We start from the raw sequence: 24,926 nt of genomic DNA on the forward strand, positions 1-24,926 counted from the left end.
ATTACAAAAAAGCCGTGATATGATTAGGATGCAAGAGAGAGACAAACTAAATTTTCGGGAGGAATTCGAGAATGAAGAAAAAAATGATCCTATCAATTGCGGCAGCTGCAGCCTTATTTGCAGCAAATCCTGTAATGGACAAAGCAGATGCGTCTACACTGGAAACGAAAGTCTATTATTATCAAAATGGCAACTTAAGTAATGAACAAATAAATACTATTCTACAAAAATACTTTAAAAACTTCCAATTTTCATGGAAGCAAGCTCAGCCAACTCAAACTCCGGTAAAGGAGCAAGCGAAAGCACCAGCAAAAGCACAAGCACCAGTGAAGGCTCCAGCACCAACAAAAGCACAAGCACCAGCACCAGCGAAGGCTCCAGCGCCTGCACCAGCACCTGTGAAAGAACAGGCTAAAGCACCAGCTGCAGCTCCTTCAACTTCTGCTGTGAGCGCTTATGAACAAAAAGTTGTAGAGTTGACGAATCAGGAAAGAGCTAAGAATGGCCTAAAACCTCTTGCACTTGATACTGAACTAAGCAAAGTAGCAAGGGAAAAATCTCGCGATATGCAAAGCAAAGGCTATTTCAGCCATACAAGCCCAACTTATGGTTCACCATTTGATATGATGAAGAAATTCGGTATCTCTTATCGTTCAGCAGGTGAAAACATCGCTATGGGTCAGCGTACACCAGAAGAAGTAGTTAAAGCTTGGATGAACAGTGAAGGCCACCGTGCCAACATCCTTAACTCTAGCTACACACACATCGGTGTAGGACATATTGCTACTGGCAACTACTGGACTCAAATGTTCATCGGTAAATAATCTTTCAAACAGAAGAACAGCCTATCACATGGGCTGTTCTTTTTATTATGCACCATTATGAAATATCTATCTCGGAATACTGCAAATCGGTTATTTTGGGAAACCTTAGTTCGAGCACTCCATCCTTATGGTTTGCAGCAGCCCCTTTCCGCTTCACTGTAGCTGGCAAAACCAAGGTGTGTTTATCTGAGAAATCAGGAATATGCTCAATGATCACCTGGTTAGATGTGTAGAAAAGCTTCATTTGCTTAAGTTGAGCTTCTTCTTTTAGTGGTACTCTGACGAATACAAAATCATGGGTTTCAAACATCTCAGCATTGATGCTGTTTGCTGGTTTCATCGAATCATTAGAATTTTTCTGCATATCTTTTAGCCATTCTTCTGGCTTTAACATTCCTTTCATATTAGGCTGAAGCATTTTGCCCATCATTTGCTGTACATATTTTTCTATTTCATCTGGCTTCATTTCCAGAAATTTCTTCTGTGTATTCCGATCGAACGGCATTAGATTCCAAGGAAACATTTAAACCCCGCCTTTCCAGCAGACCAACTTCGATATTAATATCATATGCAGGCAACGGCCCAGCTGATAATCGTCCCAATAAGTTGCTGATCATAGTGCAAAAAGTTGCAAAACATCCGGCTCACTTTTAGTATAGTGATATGTAATCTAATGTAGATAAGGGGTACAGGTTGTGGAAAATAAAACTGCTTTGATTACCGGAGGTGCGACCGGTATTGGAAGGCGTACTGCACTGCAGCTTGCAGCCGAAGGGATTAACATAATCATTAATTACCGCAATAGCAGAAAAAAGGCTGAGGAGCTTGCAGCAGAATTGACCAATAGTTACAACACAAAAAATATTTGTGTTCAAGGTGATATTACACATTATGAGGATTGTGAGTATATCGTTTCTCGCGCCCTGAAGGAATTTCCAGCAATTGATATCATAGTACATAATGCCGGCCCGTATATTCCTGAAAGGAAAAAAATGGCCGATTATACAATCGATGAATGGAATTACATGATAAATGGAAATTTGAATGCGGTCTTCTATTTATCAAATTTACTTATTCCATCTATGCGGAAGCGTGGGTGGGGAAGGATTATTACAGTGGGTTTTGATCGAGTGGAATCTGCACCGGGATGGATCTACAGATCGGCATTTGCTGCTGCTAAATCAGGTTTGGCATCTTTAACAAAGACAATAGCGCTTGAAGAAGCGGAATATGGCATAACGGTAAACATGGTATGTCCAGGGGATATCATTGGTGAATGGAAGGAAAAAGCAATCATTGATTCGAAAAATAGCCTGGACGATTCAGTTCCTGTAGGAAGGCCAGGTACCGGAGAAGACATCTCAAGGGTCATAAGTTTTCTTTCCAACGAAAATTCCAGTTTTATTACCGGCAGTATCATTCCAATAACAGGGGGGAAGGATGTACTGGGAAAGATATTCAGGGAAAAGCAGCAGGAATAACAACATTTTATTAACGCCATTTTCTGGCGTTTTTTGTTAGGTAAACGATGTAAATATCGATTCAAATTTCATAGTTTATAATAACATTATTATGTAACCTTATAGATTTATTTAAAATAAACCATAGGGGTATATTGCTCCTTTGGCTGGGGACACTATAAGCAATTAAATATCACAACGGATTGAATTATCTAACTATTATTATGATTCGGTTAACTATATTGAATAATGGGGTGATAAGTAATGGGAATAGGTTTTAACATGAATAGGATTAATCCGAACCAAACGCAGATTTTTTTTGAAGATGGACGGTATGAGACATTGACCGATGCAGAACTTGACGCGTTTCTTTCAGAAGCTTCATTGTCCGACAGGGAGGATGTAAGCGGCCAGGATCCAATGAACTAGACTATATCATTTATCAGGAAAAAGCGAAGCGTATGATAAGGAACCTCAATTAAACTTAATCCAATCAATTAAAAACGCCCTGATCAAAGGGCGTTCAACATTTATAAAATTATGCTTCAAGCAGTTGTACAGGTTCCTCTTCGTGGACACCCGTTCTTTTCAAGTATAGAGTATACTGATCTTTAGGGATTTCATATAAATCGTAAATATCGCCGTTTGCGTTCAGCTGTTCATAAATGTGGGCACGTGTTTCATTGGCCTTTACTACATATGGAAGTTTTTCCGCAGCTTTAATGGATCTGATATTCACTTTGCGGATGCGCATGAAAATCGTTTCAAGTCCAAGCTCATAAAATAACTCCTGGAAAAAAGCATCCTTAGCCGGGGTGTTGTACCCCTTGCCATGATATGGCTTCCCAAGCCAGGTCCCTAAAAAGCCTGCCCCATCCTGGATATCAAAAAGATTGATCGTACCGATAGGTGCTCCCCATTCGTCAAGGATTGTGCGGGAAATCAATTCACCGCGTTCTTCGGCTTCTATTGTCTGTTTTGTAATGAAAACGAATTCATCATATGAATATGCCTTCTGACGCACAAAAGGGAAGACCTCCGGATGTGCCATCAGCTCAAATAATTCGTGGCAATCATGTAGATCGCGTTTCTTGAGCATTTGTATCCCTCCACTTGCAGGGCAGTCCTATCCCGTGCGAATGTAACAACACGGCCACCCTCGAAATTTTTTGTAAGTTGCTAAAAAATTTCGGGGTGGGAATCGAACCCACTAGAACCAGGATACTGGTGGCGCACCATTTGCCTTCCCTAATCACATTAATCTATTAAATTTTTATATCTTCGTTCCATAGAGTATCATACAGGATTTTTTTGAAAAAGAAAATAGGTTTTTAACCCTTTTTTTCTGCGTTTTTTTGCCAAAAATCAACACGGATTTTCGACTAAATCTGATAAACGAATTGCCCGTTGATCATGGTCCATAGTGGTTTTGCGCTGTAATGGAATGGGTGGTGATTCCATAGTACTAGATCAGCGTCCTTCCCGGGCTCTATGCTTCCGACACGATTCTCAACTCGCAGATTTCTAGCAGGCAGTATTGTAATGCCTTCAAGGGCTTTTTGTTCTGATAGCCCTTCGCGCACTGCGATTGATGCGCACACATTTAAATATTGGATAGGAGTGTACGGGTGATCGGTAGTGACAGAGACTTCTACGCCATGATTAGTCAATTCCTGATAGGTTTTCCAGCTTTTGTTCTTAAGCTCTACCTTTGAGCGGCGAGTGAGAGTCGGTCCAACTGAAACTTTTAGGTTCAGCCCCTCAAGCTCTTCAGCAATTAAATGGCCCTCAGTACAATGTTCAATTCGTAAATCCAGGTTGAATTCCTGGGCAAAGCGAATGGCAGACATGATGTCGTCTGCACGGTGAGCATGAATCCTTACTGGGATTTCTCTGTTCAGGGCTTTTAGGATTGGCTGAATTCTTAGTGATTCAGAATGATCAGAATTCATCGCTTCATAAAAAGCTTCCCTTAGCATACCCATAATTCCCATACGCGTTATTGAATCCTTGTTCCCCATACTGTGAATTCGCTTTGGGTTTTCGCCAAGCGCTATTTTTAATCCAGCAGTTTCCTGGATGATCATATTCTTTATATTTTTCCCGGCTGTTTTTATAACAGAGGTCGTTCCTCCAATGACATTTGCACTTCCGGGCATAACATGTGCCGTCGTTATTCCATATTTAATCGCGTCCCCGAACGCAGGATCAAGAGGGTAGACACCATCGATCGCCCGAACATGCGGACTCATGGGCTCGATTGTTTCGTTTGCGTCATTGCCTGCCCAGCCAGTGCCTTCGTCATACAGACCAAGATGGGTATGAACATCGATGAAGCCCGGCAGCAGATAGCCGTTTGTACAATCGATGATTTTAACGCCTGATTCTACAGGAAGATCGTAATCCATTTTCACGATTTTCCCTTCATTTATAAGAATGTCGCAGTTAGACTTTGGTTCAGATGTAATTGGCATCACATATGCGTTCTTAAGTAATATTTGGTTCATGATCCATCCTATCCTGAATTTAATTTTTAATTTTTGCCCTGAAAAATATATAGGGCCAAATTTATGTTCATTTTTGAAGTTGCCCAATTACCATTACTATTTTATAAATCTAGCCGGTGATTTGACCCTTAAAAATGAAAATTCTTATTTCTCATTATAATAAAAAAAGCTGTGCCAAATGAAACTTTTTTTTGAGCATACCGTAAAGATAATATAAGAATTACTTAGGGGGAAAGAACATGCCAAAAAATGATGAACGTCTTCTTGCGGCTGGCATTTATGTAATCAGCTTTTTCACTGCATTTCTCGGACCACTGATTATCTGGCTGCTTAAGAAGGATGACTCAAGTTATATTGATTACCATGGCAGGGAATACATGAACTTCTTTATTTCTTATTCGGTCTACGGAATTGTCAGCGGAATCCTTGTCATCCTGCTGATTGGGATCTTCATGCTGTGGGCGATTGGAATTTTAGCACTTGTTTTCACAGTAATTGGAGCTATTAAGGCATATGAAGGGCAAGAGTATCGAATTCCATTTATTTTCAGGGTTTTATAAATCATTTTCGTCCGGCAAAATTTGCCGGGCATTTTTTTTGAACGATTTTTTCCTTCATGCGTCTTATGGATGGAAAATAACTGAGGGGGTCATCTTATATGGAATTATTCGAAAATGTGAATTGGGCTTTAATCGCACCAATTATTGTCATACAGGCAATCTTACTGATTGTTGCTTTGATCGATTTAATAAAAATAGAAAAAACAAATGGTCCGAAGTGGATTTGGGCTCTAATCATTTTTCTGATCAATATCATCGGTCCGATTTTGTATTTCGTGATTGGAAGGAGAAATCACTGATGGTTTTAGTCCGTGTGGAAAATTTGAAAAAAAGCTTTAAGGAATTGAATGTGATAAAAGGATTGAATTTTGAATTAGAGGCGGGGAAATGTGTCGCATTGATTGGCGCAAATGGAGCTGGAAAAACGACAACACTCAAAATGCTGGCAGGTTTAATGGAGCCTTCTAACGGAAGCATACATTTCGAGGGAGAAAAGCAGGGGGATGACCATAGAAGGTTGATTGGTTATCTTCCTCAACATCCAGTTTTCTATGAGTGGATGACAGGGAGGGAGTTTCTCGAATATGTAGGGAAGCTTTCAGGGCTGAATGCCAGGGACGCGAAAAAGCGGACGTTAGAGCTGCTCGATTTGGTTGGGATTGCAGAAGCGAAAAACAGAAGGATTGGGAAATTCTCTGGCGGAATGAAACAGCGGCTTGGCATCGCCCAGGCAATTATTCACAGGCCCAAATTGATTATGCTTGATGAACCAGTTTCTGCTCTAGATCCATTTGGAAGACGGGAAGTGCTTGAACTTTTGGAAAAGCTGAAACAGGAAGCGACGGTATTATTCTCGACCCATATTCTGAATGATGCTGAAGAAGTATGTGAGAGAATTTTGTTTCTCCACAACGGTAAACTGATTGAGTCAGGGACAATGGATGAATTCAGGGAGAAGTATCATCAGTCCAGGATTGACCTCGTTTTTAAACATTGTGCTGAAAGCTATTTACAAAGTCTCTCGAACCATCCTCTGGTTGACTCGATTCAATTTGAAGGAAACAAGGCAAGTATTTTCACGGATGACCTTGAAGCTGTCAAAGAGATGGTACTTAGCTCAGCGCTAAAGGATAGCTGGCCGCTCAATAAATATGAAATCAGTTCAATCAGCCTTGAAGATGTTTTTATGAAGGTGGTGCAAAAATGAACCAATGGCTAATACTTCTCAATAAAGAAATCCTTGAAATGTCACGCAATTATAAATTGATTTGGGTACCGATTACGTTTATTTTACTGGGAGTGATGGATCCGCTCACAACTTATTATTTGCCGGAGATCCTGAATTCCCTTGGCGACCTCCCGGAAGGTACTAAGATTGAAATGCCAGTACCAACAGCAAATGAGGTCTTCATAATGAGTTTGGGAGAATACCAGTTTATCGGAATACTAGTCATTGTTCTTTCAATGATGGGAATCGTGGCCGGAGAGAGGAAAAGTGGAGTAGCTCAGTTGATTCTGGTAAAACCCGTTTCATACACTGCTTATATCACTTCGAAATGGGCAGGTGTAGTTATATTATTCCTTCTATCATTGTTCGTTGGGTTACTGGGAAGCTGGTATTATACAGGTGTACTGTTTGAGTTCATCCCATTCGGCGCTTTTATGGCTGTTTTTGCTCCATATGCCTTTTGGCTGGTACTTGTAATGACACTGGTCATTCTGTGCAGTTCAGCAGTGAAAAACCCAGGAGCAGCAGCGATGATTTCTCTATTAGCGGTATTTCTTTTTAATATTGCAGGAGGTACTTTCTCCCATTTACTGGAGTGGAGTCCTACACAGCTGCTGCCTTATGCAACTGAGAAACTGATGACAGGGAATTGGCCTGATCATATATGGCCGGCAGCCGGATTAACAGGACTGCTGATCATCGTATTTCTTGTGATTGCTATTATACTCTTTAAAAGGAAAGAGCTCGCAGATTAATAAGTAGTAGAACCTGATTCATTATGAATCAGGTTTTTTTGGTTCTTAAGTACCGTTTTTTTCTGTGCGAATGTCGAAAGAAAAAGCAGTTTTCAACTTAGATATAATTCTTTTAGCATATTTTTCTGGTATATATTTGTTAGTTGATAATAAAATAGGCTTGTATTTCAATATTATTCAACGTATTTTGTGTCGAATTCATTATATTGCTAAAGTTAGTATTTTAAATATAATGAAAATTAAGAAAAAAGGAGGGGTAATATGTCGACAAGAAAAAAGCTATATGCAGGGACACTTGCTGTTCTTTTGGGAGCAGCGACTATTTTTAATGCCGGAATTGGTAAAGGAGAAGCAGAATCTAATACTGAAAATACATACCTGGTAATTTTTAAAGATCAACAGGGACTTCCAGCGGGCTATGCAGATGCAATCAAAAAAGCTGGAGGACAAGTGGAGGACAAATTGGACAAGCTTGGTGCTGTTGAGGTTACCTCAAAAAATGCCAACTTTTTAAGAGACGTGAAAAAATCTTCGCTTGTTTTGGAGGCTGGTGTAGAAAACACTGTCTATCCGGAACAAACGATTGATGGAGAAGCTGTAGCAGTTGAAAATCTTGGTGAGGGTGCAGATATTTATGAAACGTATATGTGGGACATCAAGCAGGTAACAAATAACGGTGAATCTTGGAAGCTTCCAGGCGGAACGGGATTGTCTGTCGATGGTGAGGATATCGTTGTTGGCGTAATCGATACAGGTATTGACTATAATCACCCTGATTTGCAGGATAATTACGCAGGCGGTAAGTCATTCGTTCCTGGATATGATGATCCAATTGACCAGAACAGCCATGGTACCCATGTTGCAGGCTCAATCGCTGCAAAAGGAAGAGCGCTTGGAGTGGGCCCAGATCTTAAAGTAGCATCATACAGGGTATTCGGACCAACTGGTGGAGCAGCAACATCACATATTGCTGATGCACTAATGACTGCTGCAGATGATAATGTTGATGTAGTAAACATGTCGCTCGGCGGATACGATTGGTTCCAAAACCCTGAATATGCGACAAAGGACATTGTTGCAGATGTTCGTTTATTCAATCGAGCCATTCAGTATGCAATCCAAAAAGGAGTTACTGTTGTTGGATCAGCAGGAAACAACGCTGTTGACTTAAGCAGTCCTGGAAAATTGTCAGGGGATGACAAGGGAGCAACACACAGAAGTCCAAGCAGCCAGACTATGATCAGGGTTTCCGCTGGCGGTGCGTCAAAGAATCTTGCATTCTACTCTAACTATGGCGTAGGTAAAATTGACGTAATGGCTCCAGGCGGCGACCTTGGACCGAACTATGATCCTTCTACTGGTGCAGGAAGAGATAATAGCTATCTGGCTTATAGCACAGTTCCGTTTTTAGATGCTAATAAAAATGTAATTGGACATGGTTACGGCGGCAAGGGCGGAACTTCAATGGCAGCACCAAAAACTGCTGCACTTGCAGGTGTGGTCATCGCTAAGCATGGAAAAGATAAACTAACACCAGCTCAAGTCAAGGCAATCATCCAAAACTCAGCAGAAGATGTATTCAAGCCAGGTTATGATGAGAACTCAGGACATGGTTTGATCAACGCGGTTAACGCTTTGAATCTGAAATAATCAATACGGACCGGACGGGACATTTCCTGTCCGGTTTTTATATTGAGAGAGTTAATTGTTTTGATATTGATATTTCCGAAGGAGGGCCAAATTCGGATATTTTGGTGGGACTACTCCAGAATTTTGTCCATAGATACCCCAGGTTCGGCTACATTTTTCTTCTTTTCCACTTCACTTTGTCTGAAGCAGCAACAAGTTTTGACATAATGATTTTACACAGGGTAAACCCACTGCTTTAATGAAAAAAGATAGAATGTTTCGTCTCCTTGTTTAATAGAATTAGAGTGACGAAGTAGATTTTCTTCAAGGAGATAATAGACATGAGTATCCAGCAATATTACCAGCAAACAGCATATGCCAATCTGAACGGTTCTATTGTTTCTGCAGGGATTCTTTCGCTTATTTTGACTGCGGGCCTGTTGTTTTCCTGGAACGTGCCTTTCGTTTTGGTAGCCGGCCCTTTTCTTTTTGTTTGCCTGTTTTATTATAATAAATATCTTCTATATCAAACTAAATCGGACGAGAGCATGGATTCATCAACTTGTTACGATGATAAAGGATTTCTTGAGCAAAGCAATTTACTCCTCGCTTTTGCGCCGGCCCCTGCGGTAAAACTACTGTTTTTTACGCCTGATGGGATGCTTGCGGGTGAAATCAGTGAAATCAATGCAAAAAAATGGCGTTGGTTCTTGCCGTATTTTATTGATAGAAGATTGAAGAAAAACTTTGGTGTATTTGACGCCAGGGGAAAGTTGCTGGCACGTATGATTCAGGAAGGAAAAAGGATGAAGCTGCTTAATCATCAGGGCGAAATCATCGGATTTTACTATCCTGAAAAGTTGCAAAAGGGCAAGCTTGGTACTGCAATTGTCAAAAACGGCAAAAAGCTGAGTATGAACGAATCTTCTGGCTTTACACCAGAGATAATTTTAAAGGATGAAAAAAATATCGTTTTTTCCAAGCTTCAAAAAGGCTGGATGCCTCTTGAGTGGTCAAGGTATTTCATAGATACACAAACACCTGCTCTTTCATTCGACTACTCCTTGGATCAAGGAGAACGAATGGCTGTATTTGCTGCACTTGCTCAACGTTATATGTATCATGATCACTAAGTTGAAAAATGTTCCATCTTCCAATGCTCTGTTTAGCACGGCCTGAATTAGGCTATCAAATAAGTACAGAACATAAGGAGGCTGGAGCATGGTAAATCAACAGTATCAGGATTGCATCAAGGCTTGCTTGGAATGCATTGATGCATGTAATGTTTGTTTTGATTCTTGCTTAAAAGAGGAACACGTGAAAATGATGGCAGAATGCATCAGGATGGACAGAGAGTGTGCAGAGATCTGCGGAATGGCAGTAACTGCAATGCAGACAAATAGCCACTTTGTCAATCAAATCTGCGGACTGTGTGCCGATATTTGCGAAGCGTGCGGAAATGAATGTAAGAAACATGATCATGATCATTGTCAGAGATGTGCTGAAGCCTGCTTTAATTGTGCAGAAGAATGCAGGAAGATGGCGGCCTAAAACATAAACATATTGGAATCAGCAAACACCAGTGCTGGTTCTTTTTTTTGTCTTGTATATTGAACAAATTCCTGAATTATGGCATCTTGTATTATAAAGATTGAATTGGGGGCTGAAGTATGCTGATTGATTTGATTAAATGTCATGGATCGAATAATGACTTCCTATTAATAGACGAAACCGACCGAAACTATAGACTTGATGATTTCAAGCGGCGTGATTTGGCACTTTCGCTTTGTGACCGTGAGAAATCCCTTGGTGCTGACGGAATTTTATTTATCCGTCCCAGCAAGGTGGCAGATGCTCAATACCGCATTTTTAATTCCGATGGCACCGAGGCGTCTATGTGCGGAAACGGACTTCGCTGTGCAGGGAGATACGTTTGCGAGAAGCTTGGTGTCGAAGAAGCAGTAATTGAAACAATGAAGGCGAATCTCAAGGTAAAGAAGCATGAAGAGATCTATAGTGGCATTCCAACATACCAGGTGGAAATTTCACCCGTAACATTTGATCTTAAGGATTTGCCGCTTAATCTTGACCAGGATTCACTCGTCCAGGAGAGAATTCCTCAGCTGTCGGATGAACTTATCTTTACAGCGCTTGCTGTCCCTAATCCACACTTAACTGCAGTCGTCAATAAGGAACAATTGAATTCTGAGCTGCAGACGGAACTGAGCAAGAAAGTCAACAATCCTAATGAATTATTTCCAGATGGAGTGAATGTCAGCTTTATCAGACTGCTTGAAAAGGGAAGCATCTTCGTAAGGACATTTGAGCGCGGGGTTGGATACACAAATGCCTGTGGAACGGCGATGTCGGCATCGACACTTGTCACCTGCCTGATGAATGAGAATGAATTGGAGCAGCCGATCAATGTTTACAATAATGGAGGTATGGTTCAGTGTGCAGTTCGTAAGAAAGATGACACGTATACAATCGAATTGATTGGCAACGCGACTTTTGTTTACTCATCCCAGGTTGAGGTTGATTTTTCACATGAGGGTACTATTTCTGAATTGATTGAACAGGAAGATTTCGATGAAGATCTTCAGTATAGCAGGCTTCAAGAGCATGCCAGAGAATACCTAAGCCAGTTTTAAATCTGTTTAGTTGCAGGAAAACGGCGATACGAAAGTTTTTAAAAGCAAAATCCTGAGGGCTTCCATCCTCAGGATTTTTTTGACTTCAACACCTGCAGAACCGGTTCAAAGTTTTGCATCTCTTTAGCGGCGAAGTATTCACGGAATGGGCATCCCCGTTTTTGCACCCGCTTGAGGATTGTGCCCAGGTGGAAATCTTCTTTTTTCAAATTCTCGTTTACTTCCTCCCAATATAACGGTGCTGCGACACCGGCATGTGATTTCCCTCGTGCTGAATAGGGACAGACAATGGTTTTGCCCTCTGCATGCTGGATATAGTCAACATACAGCCTGTTTCCCCGGTTTTTCTTGAGGCGCTCGATTGTGAAAGACTCAGGGTCTTTTGATACGAGATAGTTGGCGATGAAAGAAGTGAACAGTTTTGTATCATCGTAGCTAAACTTGTTGTCCTGGAGAGGGATGTACACCTGCAGCCCTTTGTTGCCTGAGGTTTTGATAAAACTTGCAAGCTTTAATTCATCAAGTACATCCTTTATGTACAAAGCTGCTTTTATCGCAAGATGAAAATAATCCCGCGATGGAGGATCGAGGTCAAAGACGATTTCATCTGGACCTTTACTTGAAATTGTCTGGAATGGAATGTGAAACTCGATGGCAATCTGGTTTCCGAGCCACAACAATGTTTTCATGTTATTGCAGACAATATAGTCAATGCCCTCCGATTTAGAAGTCTTCACGAAATCCGGTGCGTAATCCGGCACGTTTTTTTGGTAAAAGGCTTCCCCGAACATTCCGTGAGGGTAGCGAATCACCGTCAATAGACGATTCTTTAAAAAAGGAAGCATATAAGGCGAGATTTCCCTCAAATAATGAATGTAATCAACCTTTTGTATTGAAGGTTCCACCCAGAGGGGTTTCTCAGGATGAGTAATATCGATGTCAGGAGGCAGGTTCTTTTGCTGGAAAACGAACTTTTCAAAAGTGCACGCGTCCGGTGCTAAATCGAAACGGAACTGATGGAAGTGTGGCTCACGAAGCTGTTCCTCATAGATTTCAAGATATTTGACGTCAAGGCAGATTCCAGGTTCGACATAGATGAATTTCCCGTCTTCATCACTTTTGTTCTGTTTGATGATTTGATGGAGAGCATTTTTTTCATCTGGCTTGAAACCGAAAATAACAAGCCCAATTTGGAGAACCTTCTCACCCTTAAACACTGATATATAAAAATAACCATTTGACTTTTCATAGGCTGTGACAAAACACGACACATATTTCCAGTTTTTTGATTTGATCCAGGCTTCTGTCCGTTTGCCCTCTTCCCACTTGCTGTTCGTCTGTTTAGCAACGATTCCCTCACCATCGTACAGGATAATGTTTTCCCATAACTCATCATAACCGGATTCGCTTGGCACCAGCTGCACGAGCATTGGGTTTTGAAGATTTGGTGCAAGTGGAAGTTGCAGTTCTGCAAATAATGCCTCCAGTTTGGCCCGTCTTTCTTTATAGGGTTGACCAGCCATACTTTTTCCTTTCATCATCAACAGGTCAAAGACCATCAGTCGGCAAGGATTCTTTTTCGCCTCCGTCTTGATCCTCGCCTCGGAACGCATTCTTCCTCTTACTTGTATGGCTCCAAAATTTGCTTTGTACTGATTTTCAAGGTAAACAAGCTCCGCATCAAATGAAATAGGCAAATATGGTTGGAATCTGTCTTTGTTTTTTTCAAGAAAATCAGTGATTTCAGGGAAAATTGGCAGCAGCGGCTTTCCATTCCTGCTTGTCAGTTCAATTTCCGTATCCCAGGTCAAAATTGCACGGAAGCCATCAAACTTTATTTCATAACGCCAATCTTCCCCTCTGGGTGCATCAAATGACAGTGTCGGAAGCATTGGTTTCAGCATTTTTTCCATCCTTTCTGCAGTGATATTATTATTGTCCCTGTTAAACAGCAAACTAGTCTGCTGGGAAAAGTTTTAATGAATGATATACCATTTCTAATGCAAATTAGTAATAAAACTAAAGGTGGAGAACGATATGCATACAATCTGGAAGGGAAGCATCAGCTTTGGGCTTGTCAATATTCCAATCAAACTCCATGCAGCGACTGAGGACAAAGATGTTAAACTGAGGAATCTTCATAAGGAGTGCCATTCGCCGATTAAATATGAAAAGACCTGTCCTGTCTGCGATAAGGAAGTCAATAATGAAGATATTGTGAAAGCGTATGAGTATACGAAAGGCAAGTTTGTCATTTTGGATGAGGAAGACCTTGAAGCATTAAGAAAAGAAAATGAAGATAAAGCAGTCGAAATCATTGATTTTGTTAAAATGTCCGAAATCGATCCGATTTACTACCAGCGCAGCTATTTTATGTCGCCAAATGAGAGTGGCGGCAAAGCATACTCACTATTGAGAAAAGCACTCGAAGATTCAAAAAAAGTGGGTATTGCAAAAATCATGATTCGTGCAAAAGAGCAGTTGGCGGTCATCAGGGTGTATGATAACACTCTTGTAATGGAAACGATTCATTTTCCTGATGAAGTCAGGAAAACAGATGATGTACCGAATGTTCCTGAGGAAGATAAAGTGACTGAAAAGGAACTAGAAACAGCCATCATGCTCATCGACCAGCTTACAACAAAGTTTGATCCGGAAAAATATAAGGATGAATATAGGACCGCATTGTTGGAACTGATCGAAGCAAAGCGCACTGGCAAAGAGCTCGTTACTCCAACTGAAAAAGAGCCTGTTTCCAATGTTACCGACCTGATGGCAGCATTGCAGGCTTCAATTGACCGGACGAAGCCGGAAAAAAAGAAGGAGCCTGCCGCAAAGAAGAAGAAAGCTGCTGCAAAGCCAAAAGTAAAAGAAAAAAAACAAGCGTGACTCAAATTTTGCCGGCCAGCATATTGATGTGGCCGGTTTTTGTGGAATAAATGAAGAACATCAATGTGAAGCATGAGGCGCTGTTATTGATTTTTTATTAAAGGGAAATTTGCCCCTAATGAAGAATAAATTATACAGACAAAAAGGGGGAAGCAAGATGAGTAGAGTCCTTGTATTGGGAGGAACACAATATTTTGGGAAGAAACTGGTCGAAAAATTGATTGATCAAGGAGAGCAGGTCACAATCGCGACCAGAGGAACGAAGGAGGACCCGTTTGGTGACAAAGTAGAGCGGCTTGTGATCGACCGGGAAAAGAAAGAAACGATGGAAATCGCTTTCCGTGATAAGGAATGGGACATTGTATATGATCAGTCATGTTTTTCACCAATTGAGGCCAGGGATACTGCTCAGTTGTTGAAGGGGAGAGTTAAGCGCTATATTTTTACATCTACCCAGGCTGTTTATGAATTTGGTACACTTCATAAGGAAGAGAATTTTGATGCAAATACATATAATATAACGTATAAAACAAGAAAGGAATATCCGGGCTATGAAGGCTATCAAGAGGCTAAGCGAGCTTCCGAAGCGGTATTTCATCAGCTTGGCAATTTTGAAGTGATCACCGTTAGGTTCCCTATTGTCGTTTCAGAGGATGATTATTCTGAACGTCTTAAATTCCATGTGGATAAGGTCCTTTACGGAGAGGAAATCGGAATACAGAACCCTGAATTGCGCTACAGCTTCATCCATGCTGACGAAGCGGCCAATTTTCTATTGGAAATAGGGGAAACAGATTTTGTGGGGCCAATCAATCCTGGTTCATCAGGAGATATCAGCCTGGGTGAATTAGTTGATAAAATCGCCACGCTTGCAGGTAGAGATGCCATTATTAAACAGCCGAAAGATGGTCTCAGTCCATCGCCATATAATTTGCCTGGATCATGGTCCATCGATACAATACGCGCTGAAGAGCTAGGTTTTGTATTTTTCGATCTCGATACTTTGTTAGAAGGATTAATAAACTATTATATTAAAGAAAATAAGGCCATTTAAGAAGGAACCGGGTGACCAGGAAAGGGCGCCTGGTTTTTATCATTATTTTTGGAATTTTCCCTATGCAGCTTCATGCAAGGAAGTGATAAAAGGATTATCAATGGATTTGTCAAATTATATAAGTATAGGAGCAATTTAGGCTATTATTATAACAGGGGGCAGGAGACATGGAAAAGTCAGGCAACATCGAAAAGAAAAACAAGTGGAAACTTATGATCTTACCGGCAGCTCTGTTCTTATTGGCTTTTGGATTGTACACTGGTTATTCAATCTGGGAGAAAGAAAATGATGAGAATCTTGGAAATATGAGAGGAATATCCTCCGCTCAGGGCAGCGGGAATGAGGCTGTTGCTGTATTTCAGGAAGAGACAGAACAGAATGATTACAGAACCGTTGGAAGTTTCATTTCTAAGTTTCATACGAAGTATAATGATACGCTTGGATGGGGCCGGATTGATTCTGTTGAATGGAATGAACAACGGGAAATTTCTTCTGAAATACTCTCGGTTATTGTGAATATACAAACAGAAAATCCTGATCTGAAGAGCGATTTGGAAGCGATATCCAACTATTCTGCCACAATCAAGGATGGAAGCAAGGATAAAAAAATCTTACTGCAGCTTCACCGATATTTTCATGACCTTGATGTTGAGTTCAATGGGTATCGGAAGACAAATGACTACTTTAATGTGACAAAATATAAATACAAAGAATCCGATAATGGTTAAACCAAACTCCACAGGGAAATATAACAAAAAGCAGAGGAAAGGAGTGTGATGACGAATGAAAATCGTCGTCATCTCTGACACTCATATGCCCAAAAAAGGGAAGAGACTGCCCGGAAGATTGCTTCAGGATCTGGAAAACTGTGATTATATTGTTCATGCAGGTGATTGGCAATCGACAGAACTTTATAAGGAGTTAATTCAATATTCGAATGTAATCGGAGTCATCGGGAATGTGGATAGTGGAGAACTGAAGGAACTTCTGAAAGAGAAAGAAGTCTTCAAGGCGGGTGATTTCATGATCGGGGTCATCCATGGCCATGGCAAAGGGAAGACAACAGAAAAAAGGGCGATTGATGCGTTTGAAAATGACAAGGTTGATTGTATCATTTTTGGTCATTCCCACATTCCGGTGATTAAACAATTCAATGGAATCCTCCTTTTTAATCCGGGATCACCAACGGATAAAAGAAGGCAAAAGGAATATTCGTATGGTATTCTAACGATTGGAAAGGAAATTGCTGCAGAGCATGTTTTCTTTTTAGACTGAAAGAGATTCAAAGACAGGAGTGGAAATTTATCATGAAATCATTTAATGTTAACTTTCATGCTGAAGATCAGGTAGAGACAATGACAGTCCAGAAGTTAAGCGACGAAGATTATGAAAGAGCCACTGAAGGCGGAACTCGCCATTTATTCGATCTGGATACCAATATTGGCTTCTTTGTATTCTTTGATGCTGAAGATAAGGATGGCAAGGAATACTACTTAGCGCTTCAATACGAAAATGAGAGTGAAGAGCCTTCAAATTGCTATGGATTCGGGCTGAAGGATTTTTATGAGTTTTCGGCTTTGTACCTAAATGACCTTGAGTTCACTGAAGAATTGAATGAAGCAGAAGGAGAATATGGTCCTGTTCATCACTTGGCACACCTCCTTTTTCACATTGTAGAAGAAGGCAAGTCAGTAGAGGTATAAGACAAAAAGCGCAAACTAAAAAAGAGCTAATCAGCTCTTTTTTTAGTTTGCGCTTTGTTCTTCTTCAGGAAGATTTTGGAGACAATAAGCTTTGACAGCCTCAGCTTCCTCGTCTTCAAGGTCAAAATCCAATACCTTTTCTGTCTCTTGTTCGATAAAATAGTTTTGCAGGATTCTGCTTCTATTCTCCTCTACAAGAAAAATAACCTTCAAAAGCAACCCTTTTTCTGTGTACAGCTCGTCTTCTTCATCTACTTCGATATTTAAAAAATACTCATATCTGCTTCCTGAAAGAAGGCCAAATGGATCTTCTAGAAGCTCGATAGTATGTCCGGTAATTTCCATTAATGTATCATCCCTTAAATTTTGTCTTCTTTATTATATAACGAATTTAGCCACAACAATCAAGAATTTAGCCAGAAAAGGCAAAGAGTGCTTCTTAATCAACAGAAGCACTCTCAGGCATCATCCATATTGAAGCAAATAGTTTAGAAAAAAAGCTTTAAAGCCTGGTAACCAAAAAACAGGGCAAAGCCTATTAATGACAATCCGGAAATAATGGAAATCAGAGTAAGCAATCTTGTCGTCAACAGCTTGCGGAAACTGCTAGAAATAGCTGCCATCACAACATCCCAAAGAATGAGTCCTAGGATGATGCCAAAACTGTATATTACAAGCTCGCCTGTTCCGTATGATGAAGCTGTCTTGGCAAGTACTGAACCATATATACCCAGCCAAAAAAGAATTGTCAGCGGATTGGATATCGACATTAAAAATCCTGAAGCAAAAGATTTAAAGCCTGAATCTTCACCTCTCCGTTCCATAACAATTTTTCCAGAGTTGATGATCGTCTCAATCCCGGTATACATCAAAACGAAGAATCCGAACAACCAGAGAAATGATTGCATAAAAGGGGTTTCAAGAAACTTTACCACCCCAAGGTAAACAGTAAGCATATAGATGATATCAGCAGTCAATGCACCTAGCCCAAGAAGCCAGGCCTGAAAAAAACCACTCCTGATTCCCTTGTCCATTTGAGCTGCATTTACAGGACCGATTGGGGCAGCAAGCGATAATCCAAGAAATATGTAACCTAAAAATATGTGCAAAGTTATAACCTCCAATAGCCAAAGCGTTGCTTGTACTATGTCTATTCAGCTAGTTGGAGTGGTACAACCTGAATTAGGAATCCTGAAAGAAATTTTTGTTGCCTATAATAAAACAACATAGAAACACATATACTAGTAACTGTTGTTCAGTCACATATCTATCCAAAAGGGTATGCTTTGGTAAAAACAAGAAAGTGTGGTAAAATGAAATAGATATCAACTTTCGGATTATTCATTTATTATAAAAAGTTTATCTTTGCGGGCTTTTTATAATAAATGAATTTTTTTATCAATCGAACGATGGTAAAAATTATAGGAGCGTGAGGAAATGGCATTTGGCAGAAAACCACCTGAAGAAATCGTAACGGCTGAAACGAAAATATGGGTATGTACTTCTGATGATTGCAACTGCTGGGTTCGCGACAACTTTAAAAGCAGCACTGTCCCCGCTTGCCCGATTTGTCAAAGTGACATGGAACAGACAACTAAGGTTTTGGAAGTGGTCAATAACCATAGCCAGAATTTGATCGGTTAATATCAGCAGTATAAATCGGCCCGGGTGGTGTGAACCCCGGGCTTTTTTTGTGAGATGGGGAGACAATTTTTTTTGCTGAAAAAAGTTCTGCTTACTCAAAATTAGGATGGGGAATCCAAAGCAAGGTCATATATGAAGGTTCTACAAAACCCATATGCAATAGCATCCAGAGAAAAATGATAAAGAATGGTTCTTCCAAATTGACACGAAAAGGGATATTTTAATGAAACAAAAAAGGTACCTCATAGTGAGGCACCTTTTTTGTATGCGGATGAGAGGACTTGAACCTCCACGGTGTTGCCACCACTAGAACCTGAATCTAGCGCGTCTGCCGTTCCGCCACACCCGCGTATGGTTTATAAAAGAATTATAGCATATAAGATATGAAATTCAATTTTAATTTTCAGCAAAAGATTGGACATCTTTTGTTCAGTTTCAACTCCTATAAATGGGTTAGCTGCCATAACAATATGGTATTGAATTACAACAGCCTAAGGGGGATAAGGTTACATAACTAACTTTAATTTGTTTTTGGATCAAATCCTTTAGTTAAAGGAGATTTTTCAATAATTTTATGTTGTTTTTCATCAATTCTTGTATCCCAAATACTATATTTTATTCTGTTTTGTACATCCTTGTTTTCCTTTTCCAAAATGGACACCTCCATACTATATAATTGCAAATATTAAGTGAAAATATTATCAACGTTATAAAGTATTTTTTACCATTATAAAAATTAAGCGGATGCTTATCATAAAAGAGTAAAAAAATTTAAGGAGAGATATTTCATGCCTCAATTTGATGTTAATCAATTAAATCAAGCAAAAGCTAATGTAACGCTCACCCAAGATTTGTTGACAAAAGCGATTGAAAAAGCAAATTCTGATCCTACTCTCGCGCAAGAAGCAATCAAACAAGCAACAAATGAAATTTCGTCCGCTCTAAGTGCGGTAAATCAAGTCCAAAAATCAGCTCAGGCACAACAATCCGGAGAATGACGAGTTTATTTTATACGCTGTTTACCTTTGTGTAATAGTTAAGATTTTAAATCCTCCAACCATGGAGGATTTTTTATTTTCTGAAAACAACCAAAAACGTTCACGAAAATAAAAAAATGATTAAAAGTGATTGTTTATGATAGAAAATGATTGATTTCTGAAATCGATTACATTAATATAAAATTACGAATCAAATAGGAGGTAAGCCTCATGTTGACACCTGAGCGCCACCAACTCATTTTACAATTGATCAAAGAAAAGCCAATCGTTAAAATACAGGAACTTGTTGATTTGACGGAAGCATCTGAATCCACAATCCGCAGGGATTTGACCGTCCTTGAGGAAGGCAAATTCTTAAAAAGGGTGCACGGAGGTGCTGCAAGACTGAAGGGGAAGCTGCAGGAACCAAGCATGGTTGAGAAATCTTCCAAAAACCTTCATGAGAAAAAGCAGATCGCTCAATATGCTGCCAGTCTGGTTGAAGAAGGTGACAGTATTTATCTTGATGCTGGTTCTACAATTCAGGAAATGATTCCTTACCTTCCTGCAAAAGACATCGTTGTGGTTACCAATGGCTTGATGCATTTGCCTCATCTTCTTGAAAGGAATATTGAAACATATGTAATTGGGGGCTATGCGAAGCCTAAAACGAACGCAATCATTGGAAGAGGAGCGCTTTCAAGCCTTGAGCAATATCGTTTTGACAAGTGCTTTCTCGGTGTCAATGGAATCCACCCTCATTCTGGATATACAACTCCTGACCAGGAGGAAGCCATGATAAAGCAAAAAGCGGTTTCTTTATCACGAGAGAAGTATGTACTGGCTGATGACACCAAATTTTCTGAGATCACTTTCGCGAAAATTGCAGACTTGCACGAAGCAACAATCATTACAAACATTCTGGATGATGATACAAAAGGTCTATATACGAGCAAAACTTCTATAAAGGTTGTGACAACATGATATACACCCTAACACTAAATCCATCTGTAGATTACATCGTCGAAGCAGAAGAAATTACCCTGGGTGAACTAAACAGAAGTACAAAGGAAACAAAGCTGCCCGGCGGAAAAGGGATAAACGTTTCTCGAGTGCTTCGTTCAATGGGGATTGACAGCAAAGCGATCGGTTTTTTAGGAGGCTTCACAGGCAGGTACGTTGAGGAGTTCTTGAACAAAGAAGGTATTTATACTGGGTTTGTGAAGGTCGATGGGGATACAAGGATTAATATAAAACTTAAGGCGGAAACAGAAACAGAAATCAATGCCAGCGGACCTGAAGTGTCATCATTGGCATTAGGCTTATTGAAAGAGCAGATCAAGCAGCTGGGAAAGGGAGATTTCATCGTATTGGCTGGAAGCATCCCATCCAGCATGCCTGTCACGATTTACGAGGAAGTTGTCCAAATCTGTAAAGATACAGGTGCAGAAGTGATCGTGGATGCGGAAGGCAGTTTGCTTAAAGCTGTTCTCGAATATAAGCCTTTCCTGATCAAGCCGAATCACCATGAATTGAGCCAGTTATTCAATAAAGAGATTAATAATCTTGAAGATGCGGTCTTTTATGGTAAAAAACTGGTTAAGTCAGGTGCTAAAAACGTTATCGTTTCCTTAGCAGAAAAAGGTGCTGTCTTTATAAATGAAACGGCTGCATATACAGCAACTGTTCCAAATGGTGAAGTCAAGAGCTCAGTTGGAGCTGGAGATTCCATGGTTGCCGGGTTCCTTGCCCAGTACATGAAAACAGATGATTATCAAGAAGCCTTCCAATTTAGTGTTGCATCGGGAAGTGCTACAGCGTTTTCGATTGGCTTATGTACTTCCGAAAAAGTAGAACAGCTTCTGCCTGAAGTAAAGATACTAACTAAATAGATTGGGGGAGAAATAAATGAGAATCACAGAATTATTGACTAGAGAGACGATTCTTTTATCTATGAATGCAAGCTCGAAGCATGATGCAGTTGATGAGCTTGTGAACGTTCTTGACCGGGCGGGGAAAATAACAGATAGCAAGGTTTTCAAAGAAGCCATATTAAAGCGTGAAGAACAAAGTACCACTGGTGTAGGTGACGGAATTGCAATTCCCCATGCAAAAACCCCAGTGGTTAAGGAAGCAGCAATTGTATTCGGCCGCTCACAGGCTGGTGTTAATTATGAATCCTTGGACGGCCAGCCGGCTCATCTATTTTTCATGATTGCAGCACCTGAAGGAGCAAACAATACTCACCTGGAAGCACTGGCCCGCCTTTCCACCATATTGATGAAAGCAGATGCGCGCGAAAAACTTCAAGGTGCAAAGACAACTGATGAAGTCCTTGCCATCATCAATAGCTATGATAAAGATGATTCAGAAGAAAAAGCCGAGCGCGGAAATAAAAAGTTCATTGTGGCAGTCACAGCATGCCCAACAGGTATTGCCCATACTTATATGGCAGCGGATGCACTAAAAGCAAAAGCAGCGGAAATGGGCGTGGATATCAAGGTTGAAACAAATGGTTCTGGAGGGGCTAAAAATGTCCTTACTCCTGCTGATATCGAAAACGCAGAGGCTGTAATCATTGCAGCCGATACGAAAGTTGAGATGGACAGATTCGCAGGGAAGCCATTGATCGAAGTCCCTGTAGCGGATGGAATCCGCAAACCGAAGGATTTAATTGAGAAAGCGGTTAAAAAGGATGCTCCACTTTACCAGGCTACCGGAAAAACGTCAACAGAACAGAAGGAAAGCCGAGGCGGAGTATATAAGCACCTGATGAATGGTGTTTCCAATATGCTGCCATTTGTAGTAGGCGGAGGAATCTTGATCGCTATTTCATTCATGTTTGGCTATAATGCGTTCAATCCTGAAGATCCTTCCTACCACCCAATCGCAAAAGCTTTAATGGACATCGGTGGCGGAAGCGGGGCCTTCGGTCTTCTGGTTCCAATCCTTGCTGGTTTCATTGCTCTAAGCATAGCTGACAGACCTGGTTTTGCTCCGGGTATGGTTGGCGGATTGCTTGCTGCAGCTGGCGGAGCAGGTTTTCTTGGAGGGTTGGTAGCAGGTTTCCTTGCCGGTTACCTCGTATTAGGATTGAAAAAACTGTTTGCTGGCCTTCCAGCTTCCCTTGAAGGAATTAAGACGATCTTGCTTTATCCATTGTTCGGTATTGCTCTGACGGGTTTCATCATGCTGTTCCTGGTTAATAAACCAGTGGGCGCGTTAAACCAGGCAATCACGGATTGGCTTTCTGGGCTTGGAACAGGGAACGCTGTTTTGCTTGGTATCGTGCTTGGATTGATGATGTCCTTCGATATGGGCGGTCCGGTAAACAAGGCTGCATATGTATTTGGCACGGGTTTGATTGCAAACGGAGTGTATGAGCCGATGGCTGCTATTATGGCAGCGGGAATGGTTCCGCCATTAGGAATAGCTTTGGCAACTACCTTATTCAAGAACAAATTTACGAAGCAGGATCAGGATGCAGGTAAAGCATGTTATGTAATGGGACTATCCTTTATCACTGAAGGAGCAATCCCGTTTGCGGCAGCAGACCCGCTGAGGGTAATTCCTTCCGTAATGGCTGGATCTGCAGTTGCAGGTGCGTTATCAATGATGTTCAATATCGGATTAAGAGCTCCACACGGTGGATTGTTCGTAGTACCGCTGGTTGACGGAGGATGGCTACTGTACTTTGCTGCAATTCTAATCGGCTCAGTAGTTACTGCAATAATGCTTGGAATTTTGAAAAAACCCGTAACAAAATAATTGGGGGGCCTGCAGGTTTTGGGAATCTGCAGGCTTTTTGTATTTAATAAATAGTGTTTTTAATGAGCCTGCATAGCCCGAAAACAGAATAAAGGAGGTCAAACGGTAAAAGGAAAGGTCCTGCATTGCCCGAAAACAGAATTAAGGAGGTCAAACGGTAAGTGGAAAGGTCTTGCATTGCCCGAAAACAGAATTAAGGAGGTCAAACGGTAAGTGGAAAGGTCTTGCATTGCCCGAAAACAGAATAAGGGAGCCAAAAAGGTAAAATGAAGAGGTAATGAAGAAGTTTTCTCTATTGCCCCCATTTCCTCATTAATTGACAGACCGCAGATATTCTTCAATGAATATATCTCAATCATTGAAGATATGATTTTATGAGGTGACTTGTGAAGGAGGATTGAGAGCAATGGTAAATGGCTTCAAAGAGGCTGCTGTATTTGAGCATCGTTTCTGGCTTCAGGTCTTGGGGGACCATGGAAGATTTCTGCACGAAGCGCTCGCCCCTGTTGAACAAGAGGAGATAGAAACAGCGAAATACTTTGTCAATACTTTTGACAGGCTATTGGCAAGGGTGGGAACTACAGATTTGATCCATCTTAGCATGAGGGCGGATGAAGAGGCAAAGAAAATTCGGCAATTCAAGCTGGAACTTATTGAAAAAATGCTCACTGGCAAAGTCAAGATTCATTTCGGTCCTACTTTTATCAATCATATGGTGAATGAGGTAGAGGAATACATCAGGGTTTTAGCATACCTAAAACAAGGAGAAGTGCCGCCGATCTTCCATGAACTGCACCATCATACAGTATGGCTGCTTGACGCTGCTGGTCATGCGGGTGCGATTCAGAGTAATCTTGATCAGGTAGAGAAGCGACTTAAGGCAAAAAGTGAGAAGTACATGAAGCAATTTGAGGATTTTTATTTAAAAGCTGTAGAGATGACCGGTTATCTACGCACGAATTTGACGTCATTTCCCGCATTGCAAAGAATGAATGCTGATATTTCACTAGAGCTTCAGTTGTTCATGAAGTTTCTTGACGAATTAAAGGAGTTGGAACTGACTGAACAGGCATTGGGAAGCTTTGCCCCGCTGATGGCAGATCATATGTTCAGGGAAGAATGCTATTATTTAAACAAAGTCGCAGAAGCCTCTCAGATGAATAAACCAATCTGTGATCCAGGAAAACCAAGGTTAAAGACTGAATAACTCTGGAAGATACTAGATAATATGACAGTATCATCTAGTATCTTAGCCCTAATTTTCACAAAAATAGAAC

The 24,926-nt window shown here is 40.7% G+C and carries 29 protein-coding genes and 1 tRNA gene; 22 read left to right on the plus strand and 8 right to left on the minus strand.

Annotation, left to right across the window (positions count from 1 at the left end; genetic code table 11):
• Positions 1–71: 71 nt before the first annotated feature.
• Positions 72–824, plus strand: a complete 753-nt coding sequence (locus tag ACXAEA_RS09995; protein ID WP_475095739.1) for a CAP domain-containing protein — start codon at positions 72–74, stop codon at positions 822–824.
• 55 nt (positions 825–879) lie between these two features.
• On the opposite strand, the gene ACXAEA_RS10000 is transcribed toward ACXAEA_RS09995, so the two are convergent.
• Positions 880–1,347, minus strand: coding sequence for an Hsp20/alpha crystallin family protein (locus tag ACXAEA_RS10000; RefSeq protein WP_475095740.1), 468 nt, complete (start codon positions 1,345–1,347; stop codon positions 880–882).
• A 172-nt stretch (positions 1,348–1,519) separates the two neighbouring features.
• On the opposite strand from ACXAEA_RS10000, the gene ACXAEA_RS10005 reads away from it, so the two are divergent.
• Both ACXAEA_RS10005 and ACXAEA_RS10010 read left to right on the plus strand, forming a co-directional pair.
• Positions 1,520–2,305, plus strand: a complete 786-nt coding sequence (locus tag ACXAEA_RS10005; protein WP_475095741.1) for an SDR family oxidoreductase — start codon at positions 1,520–1,522, stop codon at positions 2,303–2,305.
• 243 nt (positions 2,306–2,548) lie between these two features.
• Positions 2,549–2,713, plus strand: coding sequence for a hypothetical protein (locus tag ACXAEA_RS10010; protein ID WP_475095742.1), 165 nt, complete (start codon positions 2,549–2,551; stop codon positions 2,711–2,713).
• Between the two features lie 109 nt (positions 2,714–2,822).
• Here ACXAEA_RS10010 and ACXAEA_RS10015 read toward each other — a convergent pair whose 3' ends face one another.
• Positions 2,823–3,383 (minus strand): GNAT family N-acetyltransferase, encoded by a 561-nt coding sequence (locus tag ACXAEA_RS10015; protein WP_475095743.1) that lies wholly within the window; start codon positions 3,381–3,383, stop codon positions 2,823–2,825.
• A 283-nt stretch (positions 3,384–3,666) separates the two neighbouring features.
• Positions 3,667–4,791 carry an amidohydrolase gene (locus ACXAEA_RS10020; RefSeq protein ID WP_475095744.1) on the minus strand — a complete coding sequence of 375 codons (1,125 nt, stop codon included), beginning with the start codon at positions 4,789–4,791 and terminating at the stop codon, positions 3,667–3,669.
• 239 nt (positions 4,792–5,030) lie between these two features.
• Here ACXAEA_RS10020 and ACXAEA_RS10025 point away from each other — a divergent pair, with 239 nt between their 5' ends.
• The 8 genes from ACXAEA_RS10025 to dapF all read left to right on the plus strand — a co-directional run bounded on the left by ACXAEA_RS10025 (position 5,031) and on the right by dapF (position 11,614).
• A complete protein-coding gene (locus ACXAEA_RS10025) occupies positions 5,031–5,351 on the plus strand; it encodes a DUF4870 domain-containing protein (RefSeq protein ID WP_475095745.1) in 321 nt (106 codons plus the stop codon).
• Positions 5,352–5,449: 98 nt separating this feature from the next.
• A complete protein-coding gene (locus tag ACXAEA_RS10030; RefSeq protein WP_475095746.1) occupies positions 5,450–5,650 on the plus strand; it encodes a PLD nuclease N-terminal domain-containing protein in 201 nt (66 codons plus the stop codon).
• Complete coding sequence (locus tag ACXAEA_RS10035) at positions 5,650–6,558, plus strand: ABC transporter ATP-binding protein (protein WP_475095747.1); 909 nt, start codon at positions 5,650–5,652, stop codon at positions 6,556–6,558. The genes ACXAEA_RS10030 and ACXAEA_RS10035 overlap by 1 nt, the downstream gene beginning before the upstream one ends.
• Positions 6,555–7,334 (plus strand): ABC transporter permease, encoded by a 780-nt coding sequence (locus ACXAEA_RS10040; protein WP_475095748.1) that lies wholly within the window; start codon positions 6,555–6,557, stop codon positions 7,332–7,334. The genes ACXAEA_RS10035 and ACXAEA_RS10040 overlap by 4 nt, the downstream gene beginning before the upstream one ends.
• 261 nt (positions 7,335–7,595) lie before the next feature.
• Positions 7,596–8,984, plus strand: coding sequence for a S8 family peptidase (locus ACXAEA_RS10045; protein WP_475095749.1), 1,389 nt, complete (start codon positions 7,596–7,598; stop codon positions 8,982–8,984).
• 320 nt (positions 8,985–9,304) lie between these two features.
• Complete coding sequence (locus ACXAEA_RS10050; RefSeq protein WP_475095750.1) at positions 9,305–10,096, plus strand: hypothetical protein; 792 nt, start codon at positions 9,305–9,307, stop codon at positions 10,094–10,096.
• An 88-nt stretch (positions 10,097–10,184) separates the two neighbouring features.
• Entirely contained in the window at positions 10,185–10,514 is a 330-nt protein-coding gene (locus ACXAEA_RS10055; protein ID WP_475095751.1) for a four-helix bundle copper-binding protein, read from the plus strand.
• A 119-nt stretch (positions 10,515–10,633) separates the two neighbouring features.
• Positions 10,634–11,614, plus strand: a complete 981-nt coding sequence (gene dapF, locus ACXAEA_RS10060) for a diaminopimelate epimerase (RefSeq protein WP_475095752.1) — start codon at positions 10,634–10,636, stop codon at positions 11,612–11,614.
• Positions 11,615–11,682: 68 nt separating this feature from the next.
• On the opposite strand, the gene ACXAEA_RS10065 is transcribed toward dapF, so the two are convergent.
• Positions 11,683–13,515 carry a DNA ligase D gene (locus ACXAEA_RS10065; protein ID WP_475098104.1) on the minus strand — a complete coding sequence of 611 codons (1,833 nt, stop codon included), beginning with the start codon at positions 13,513–13,515 and terminating at the stop codon, positions 11,683–11,685.
• A gap of 136 nt (positions 13,516–13,651) precedes the next feature.
• Here ACXAEA_RS10065 and ku point away from each other — a divergent pair, with 136 nt between their 5' ends.
• The 5 genes from ku (at position 13,652) to ACXAEA_RS10090 (ending at position 17,260) form a co-directional block, all read left to right on the plus strand.
• Positions 13,652–14,503, plus strand: a complete 852-nt coding sequence (gene ku / locus ACXAEA_RS10070; protein WP_475095753.1) for a non-homologous end joining protein Ku — start codon at positions 13,652–13,654, stop codon at positions 14,501–14,503.
• 157 nt (positions 14,504–14,660) lie between these two features.
• Positions 14,661–15,557, plus strand: coding sequence for an NAD-dependent epimerase/dehydratase family protein (locus ACXAEA_RS10075; protein ID WP_475095754.1), 897 nt, complete (start codon positions 14,661–14,663; stop codon positions 15,555–15,557).
• A 167-nt stretch (positions 15,558–15,724) separates the two neighbouring features.
• Entirely contained in the window at positions 15,725–16,285 is a 561-nt protein-coding gene (locus ACXAEA_RS10080) for a hypothetical protein (protein ID WP_475095755.1), read from the plus strand.
• A 55-nt stretch (positions 16,286–16,340) separates the two neighbouring features.
• Positions 16,341–16,832 carry a metallophosphoesterase family protein gene (locus ACXAEA_RS10085; RefSeq protein ID WP_475095756.1) on the plus strand — a complete coding sequence of 164 codons (492 nt, stop codon included), beginning with the start codon at positions 16,341–16,343 and terminating at the stop codon, positions 16,830–16,832.
• Between the two features lie 32 nt (positions 16,833–16,864).
• A complete protein-coding gene (locus tag ACXAEA_RS10090) occupies positions 16,865–17,260 on the plus strand; it encodes a cytosolic protein (protein ID WP_475095757.1) in 396 nt (131 codons plus the stop codon).
• A gap of 42 nt (positions 17,261–17,302) precedes the next feature.
• Here the strand turns inward: ACXAEA_RS10090 and ACXAEA_RS10095 are convergent, their stop codons facing one another.
• Entirely contained in the window at positions 17,303–17,605 is a 303-nt protein-coding gene (locus ACXAEA_RS10095; RefSeq protein WP_475095758.1) for a DUF6509 family protein, read from the minus strand.
• A 143-nt stretch (positions 17,606–17,748) separates the two neighbouring features.
• Positions 17,749–18,369 (minus strand): LysE family transporter, encoded by a 621-nt coding sequence (locus tag ACXAEA_RS10100; RefSeq protein ID WP_475095759.1) that lies wholly within the window; start codon positions 18,367–18,369, stop codon positions 17,749–17,751.
• Between the two features lie 328 nt (positions 18,370–18,697).
• Here ACXAEA_RS10100 and ACXAEA_RS10105 point away from each other — a divergent pair, with 328 nt between their 5' ends.
• On the plus strand, positions 18,698–18,904 hold the full coding sequence (locus tag ACXAEA_RS10105) for a cold-shock protein (protein ID WP_475095760.1): 207 nt from the start codon (positions 18,698–18,700) through the stop codon (positions 18,902–18,904).
• A 266-nt stretch (positions 18,905–19,170) separates the two neighbouring features.
• On the opposite strand, the gene ACXAEA_RS10110 is transcribed toward ACXAEA_RS10105, so the two are convergent.
• Together ACXAEA_RS10110 and ACXAEA_RS10115 are read right to left on the minus strand one after the other, a co-directional pair.
• Positions 19,171–19,253 (minus strand) — tRNA-Leu (locus tag ACXAEA_RS10110).
• 171 nt (positions 19,254–19,424) lie between these two features.
• Positions 19,425–19,556 (minus strand): hypothetical protein, encoded by a 132-nt coding sequence (locus ACXAEA_RS10115; RefSeq protein WP_475095761.1) that lies wholly within the window; start codon positions 19,554–19,556, stop codon positions 19,425–19,427.
• Between the two features lie 136 nt (positions 19,557–19,692).
• On the opposite strand from ACXAEA_RS10115, the gene ACXAEA_RS10120 reads away from it, so the two are divergent.
• The 5 genes from ACXAEA_RS10120 to ACXAEA_RS10140 all read left to right on the plus strand — a co-directional run bounded on the left by ACXAEA_RS10120 (position 19,693) and on the right by ACXAEA_RS10140 (position 24,856).
• A complete protein-coding gene (locus ACXAEA_RS10120) occupies positions 19,693–19,902 on the plus strand; it encodes a hypothetical protein (RefSeq protein ID WP_475095762.1) in 210 nt (69 codons plus the stop codon).
• A 210-nt stretch (positions 19,903–20,112) separates the two neighbouring features.
• Positions 20,113–20,865: a DeoR/GlpR family DNA-binding transcription regulator gene (locus tag ACXAEA_RS10125; protein ID WP_475095763.1), complete on the plus strand. Its 753-nt coding sequence runs from the start codon at positions 20,113–20,115 to the stop codon at positions 20,863–20,865.
• Positions 20,862–21,773 (plus strand): 1-phosphofructokinase, encoded by a 912-nt coding sequence (gene pfkB / locus ACXAEA_RS10130; protein WP_475095764.1) that lies wholly within the window; start codon positions 20,862–20,864, stop codon positions 21,771–21,773. The genes ACXAEA_RS10125 and pfkB overlap by 4 nt, the downstream gene beginning before the upstream one ends.
• A 16-nt stretch (positions 21,774–21,789) precedes the next feature.
• Positions 21,790–23,649, plus strand: coding sequence for a PTS fructose transporter subunit IIABC (locus ACXAEA_RS10135; protein ID WP_475095765.1), 1,860 nt, complete (start codon positions 21,790–21,792; stop codon positions 23,647–23,649).
• Positions 23,650–24,055: 406 nt separating this feature from the next.
• Entirely contained in the window at positions 24,056–24,856 is an 801-nt protein-coding gene (locus tag ACXAEA_RS10140; protein ID WP_475095766.1) for a DUF2935 domain-containing protein, read from the plus strand.
• Positions 24,857–24,926 lie beyond the last annotated feature (70 nt).

The sequence above is a fragment of the Mesobacillus sp. ABV4_180 genome, from assembly GCF_056158485.1.

Excerpts from the sequence above, each read along its gene's own strand:
- ACXAEA_RS10075 (WP_475095754.1), top strand. The coding sequence starts at position 14,661 with ATGAGTAGAGTCCTTGTATTGGGAGGAACACAATATTTTGGGAAGAAA.
- ACXAEA_RS10030 (WP_475095746.1), top strand. The coding sequence starts at position 5,450 with ATGGAATTATTCGAAAATGTGAATTGGGCTTTAATCGCACCAATTATT.
- ACXAEA_RS10105 (WP_475095760.1), top strand. The coding sequence starts at position 18,698 with ATGGCATTTGGCAGAAAACCACCTGAAGAAATCGTAACGGCTGAAACG.
- ACXAEA_RS10125 (WP_475095763.1), top strand. The coding sequence starts at position 20,113 with ATGTTGACACCTGAGCGCCACCAACTCATTTTACAATTGATCAAAGAA.
- ACXAEA_RS10120 (WP_475095762.1), top strand. The coding sequence starts at position 19,693 with ATGCCTCAATTTGATGTTAATCAATTAAATCAAGCAAAAGCTAATGTA.
- ACXAEA_RS10010 (WP_475095742.1), top strand. The coding sequence starts at position 2,549 with ATGGGAATAGGTTTTAACATGAATAGGATTAATCCGAACCAAACGCAG.
- ACXAEA_RS10050 (WP_475095750.1), top strand. The coding sequence starts at position 9,305 with ATGAGTATCCAGCAATATTACCAGCAAACAGCATATGCCAATCTGAAC.
- ACXAEA_RS10080 (WP_475095755.1), top strand. The coding sequence starts at position 15,725 with ATGGAAAAGTCAGGCAACATCGAAAAGAAAAACAAGTGGAAACTTATG.
- ACXAEA_RS10015 (WP_475095743.1), bottom strand. The coding sequence starts at position 3,383 with ATGCTCAAGAAACGCGATCTACATGATTGCCACGAATTATTTGAGCTG.
- ACXAEA_RS10095 (WP_475095758.1), bottom strand. The coding sequence starts at position 17,605 with ATGGAAATTACCGGACATACTATCGAGCTTCTAGAAGATCCATTTGGC.
- ACXAEA_RS10135 (WP_475095765.1), top strand. The coding sequence starts at position 21,790 with ATGAGAATCACAGAATTATTGACTAGAGAGACGATTCTTTTATCTATG.
- ACXAEA_RS10055 (WP_475095751.1), top strand. The coding sequence starts at position 10,185 with ATGGTAAATCAACAGTATCAGGATTGCATCAAGGCTTGCTTGGAATGC.
- ACXAEA_RS10025 (WP_475095745.1), top strand. The coding sequence starts at position 5,031 with ATGCCAAAAAATGATGAACGTCTTCTTGCGGCTGGCATTTATGTAATC.
- ACXAEA_RS10040 (WP_475095748.1), top strand. The coding sequence starts at position 6,555 with ATGAACCAATGGCTAATACTTCTCAATAAAGAAATCCTTGAAATGTCA.
- dapF (WP_475095752.1), top strand. The coding sequence starts at position 10,634 with ATGCTGATTGATTTGATTAAATGTCATGGATCGAATAATGACTTCCTA.
- ku (WP_475095753.1), top strand. The coding sequence starts at position 13,652 with ATGCATACAATCTGGAAGGGAAGCATCAGCTTTGGGCTTGTCAATATT.
- ACXAEA_RS10085 (WP_475095756.1), top strand. The coding sequence starts at position 16,341 with ATGAAAATCGTCGTCATCTCTGACACTCATATGCCCAAAAAAGGGAAG.
- ACXAEA_RS10035 (WP_475095747.1), top strand. The coding sequence starts at position 5,650 with ATGGTTTTAGTCCGTGTGGAAAATTTGAAAAAAAGCTTTAAGGAATTG.
- ACXAEA_RS10140 (WP_475095766.1), top strand. The coding sequence starts at position 24,056 with ATGGTAAATGGCTTCAAAGAGGCTGCTGTATTTGAGCATCGTTTCTGG.
- ACXAEA_RS10020 (WP_475095744.1), bottom strand. The coding sequence starts at position 4,791 with ATGAACCAAATATTACTTAAGAACGCATATGTGATGCCAATTACATCT.
- ACXAEA_RS10045 (WP_475095749.1), top strand. The coding sequence starts at position 7,596 with ATGTCGACAAGAAAAAAGCTATATGCAGGGACACTTGCTGTTCTTTTG.
- ACXAEA_RS09995 (WP_475095739.1), top strand. The coding sequence starts at position 72 with ATGAAGAAAAAAATGATCCTATCAATTGCGGCAGCTGCAGCCTTATTT.
- ACXAEA_RS10000 (WP_475095740.1), bottom strand. The coding sequence starts at position 1,347 with ATGTTTCCTTGGAATCTAATGCCGTTCGATCGGAATACACAGAAGAAA.
- pfkB (WP_475095764.1), top strand. The coding sequence starts at position 20,862 with ATGATATACACCCTAACACTAAATCCATCTGTAGATTACATCGTCGAA.
- ACXAEA_RS10090 (WP_475095757.1), top strand. The coding sequence starts at position 16,865 with ATGAAATCATTTAATGTTAACTTTCATGCTGAAGATCAGGTAGAGACA.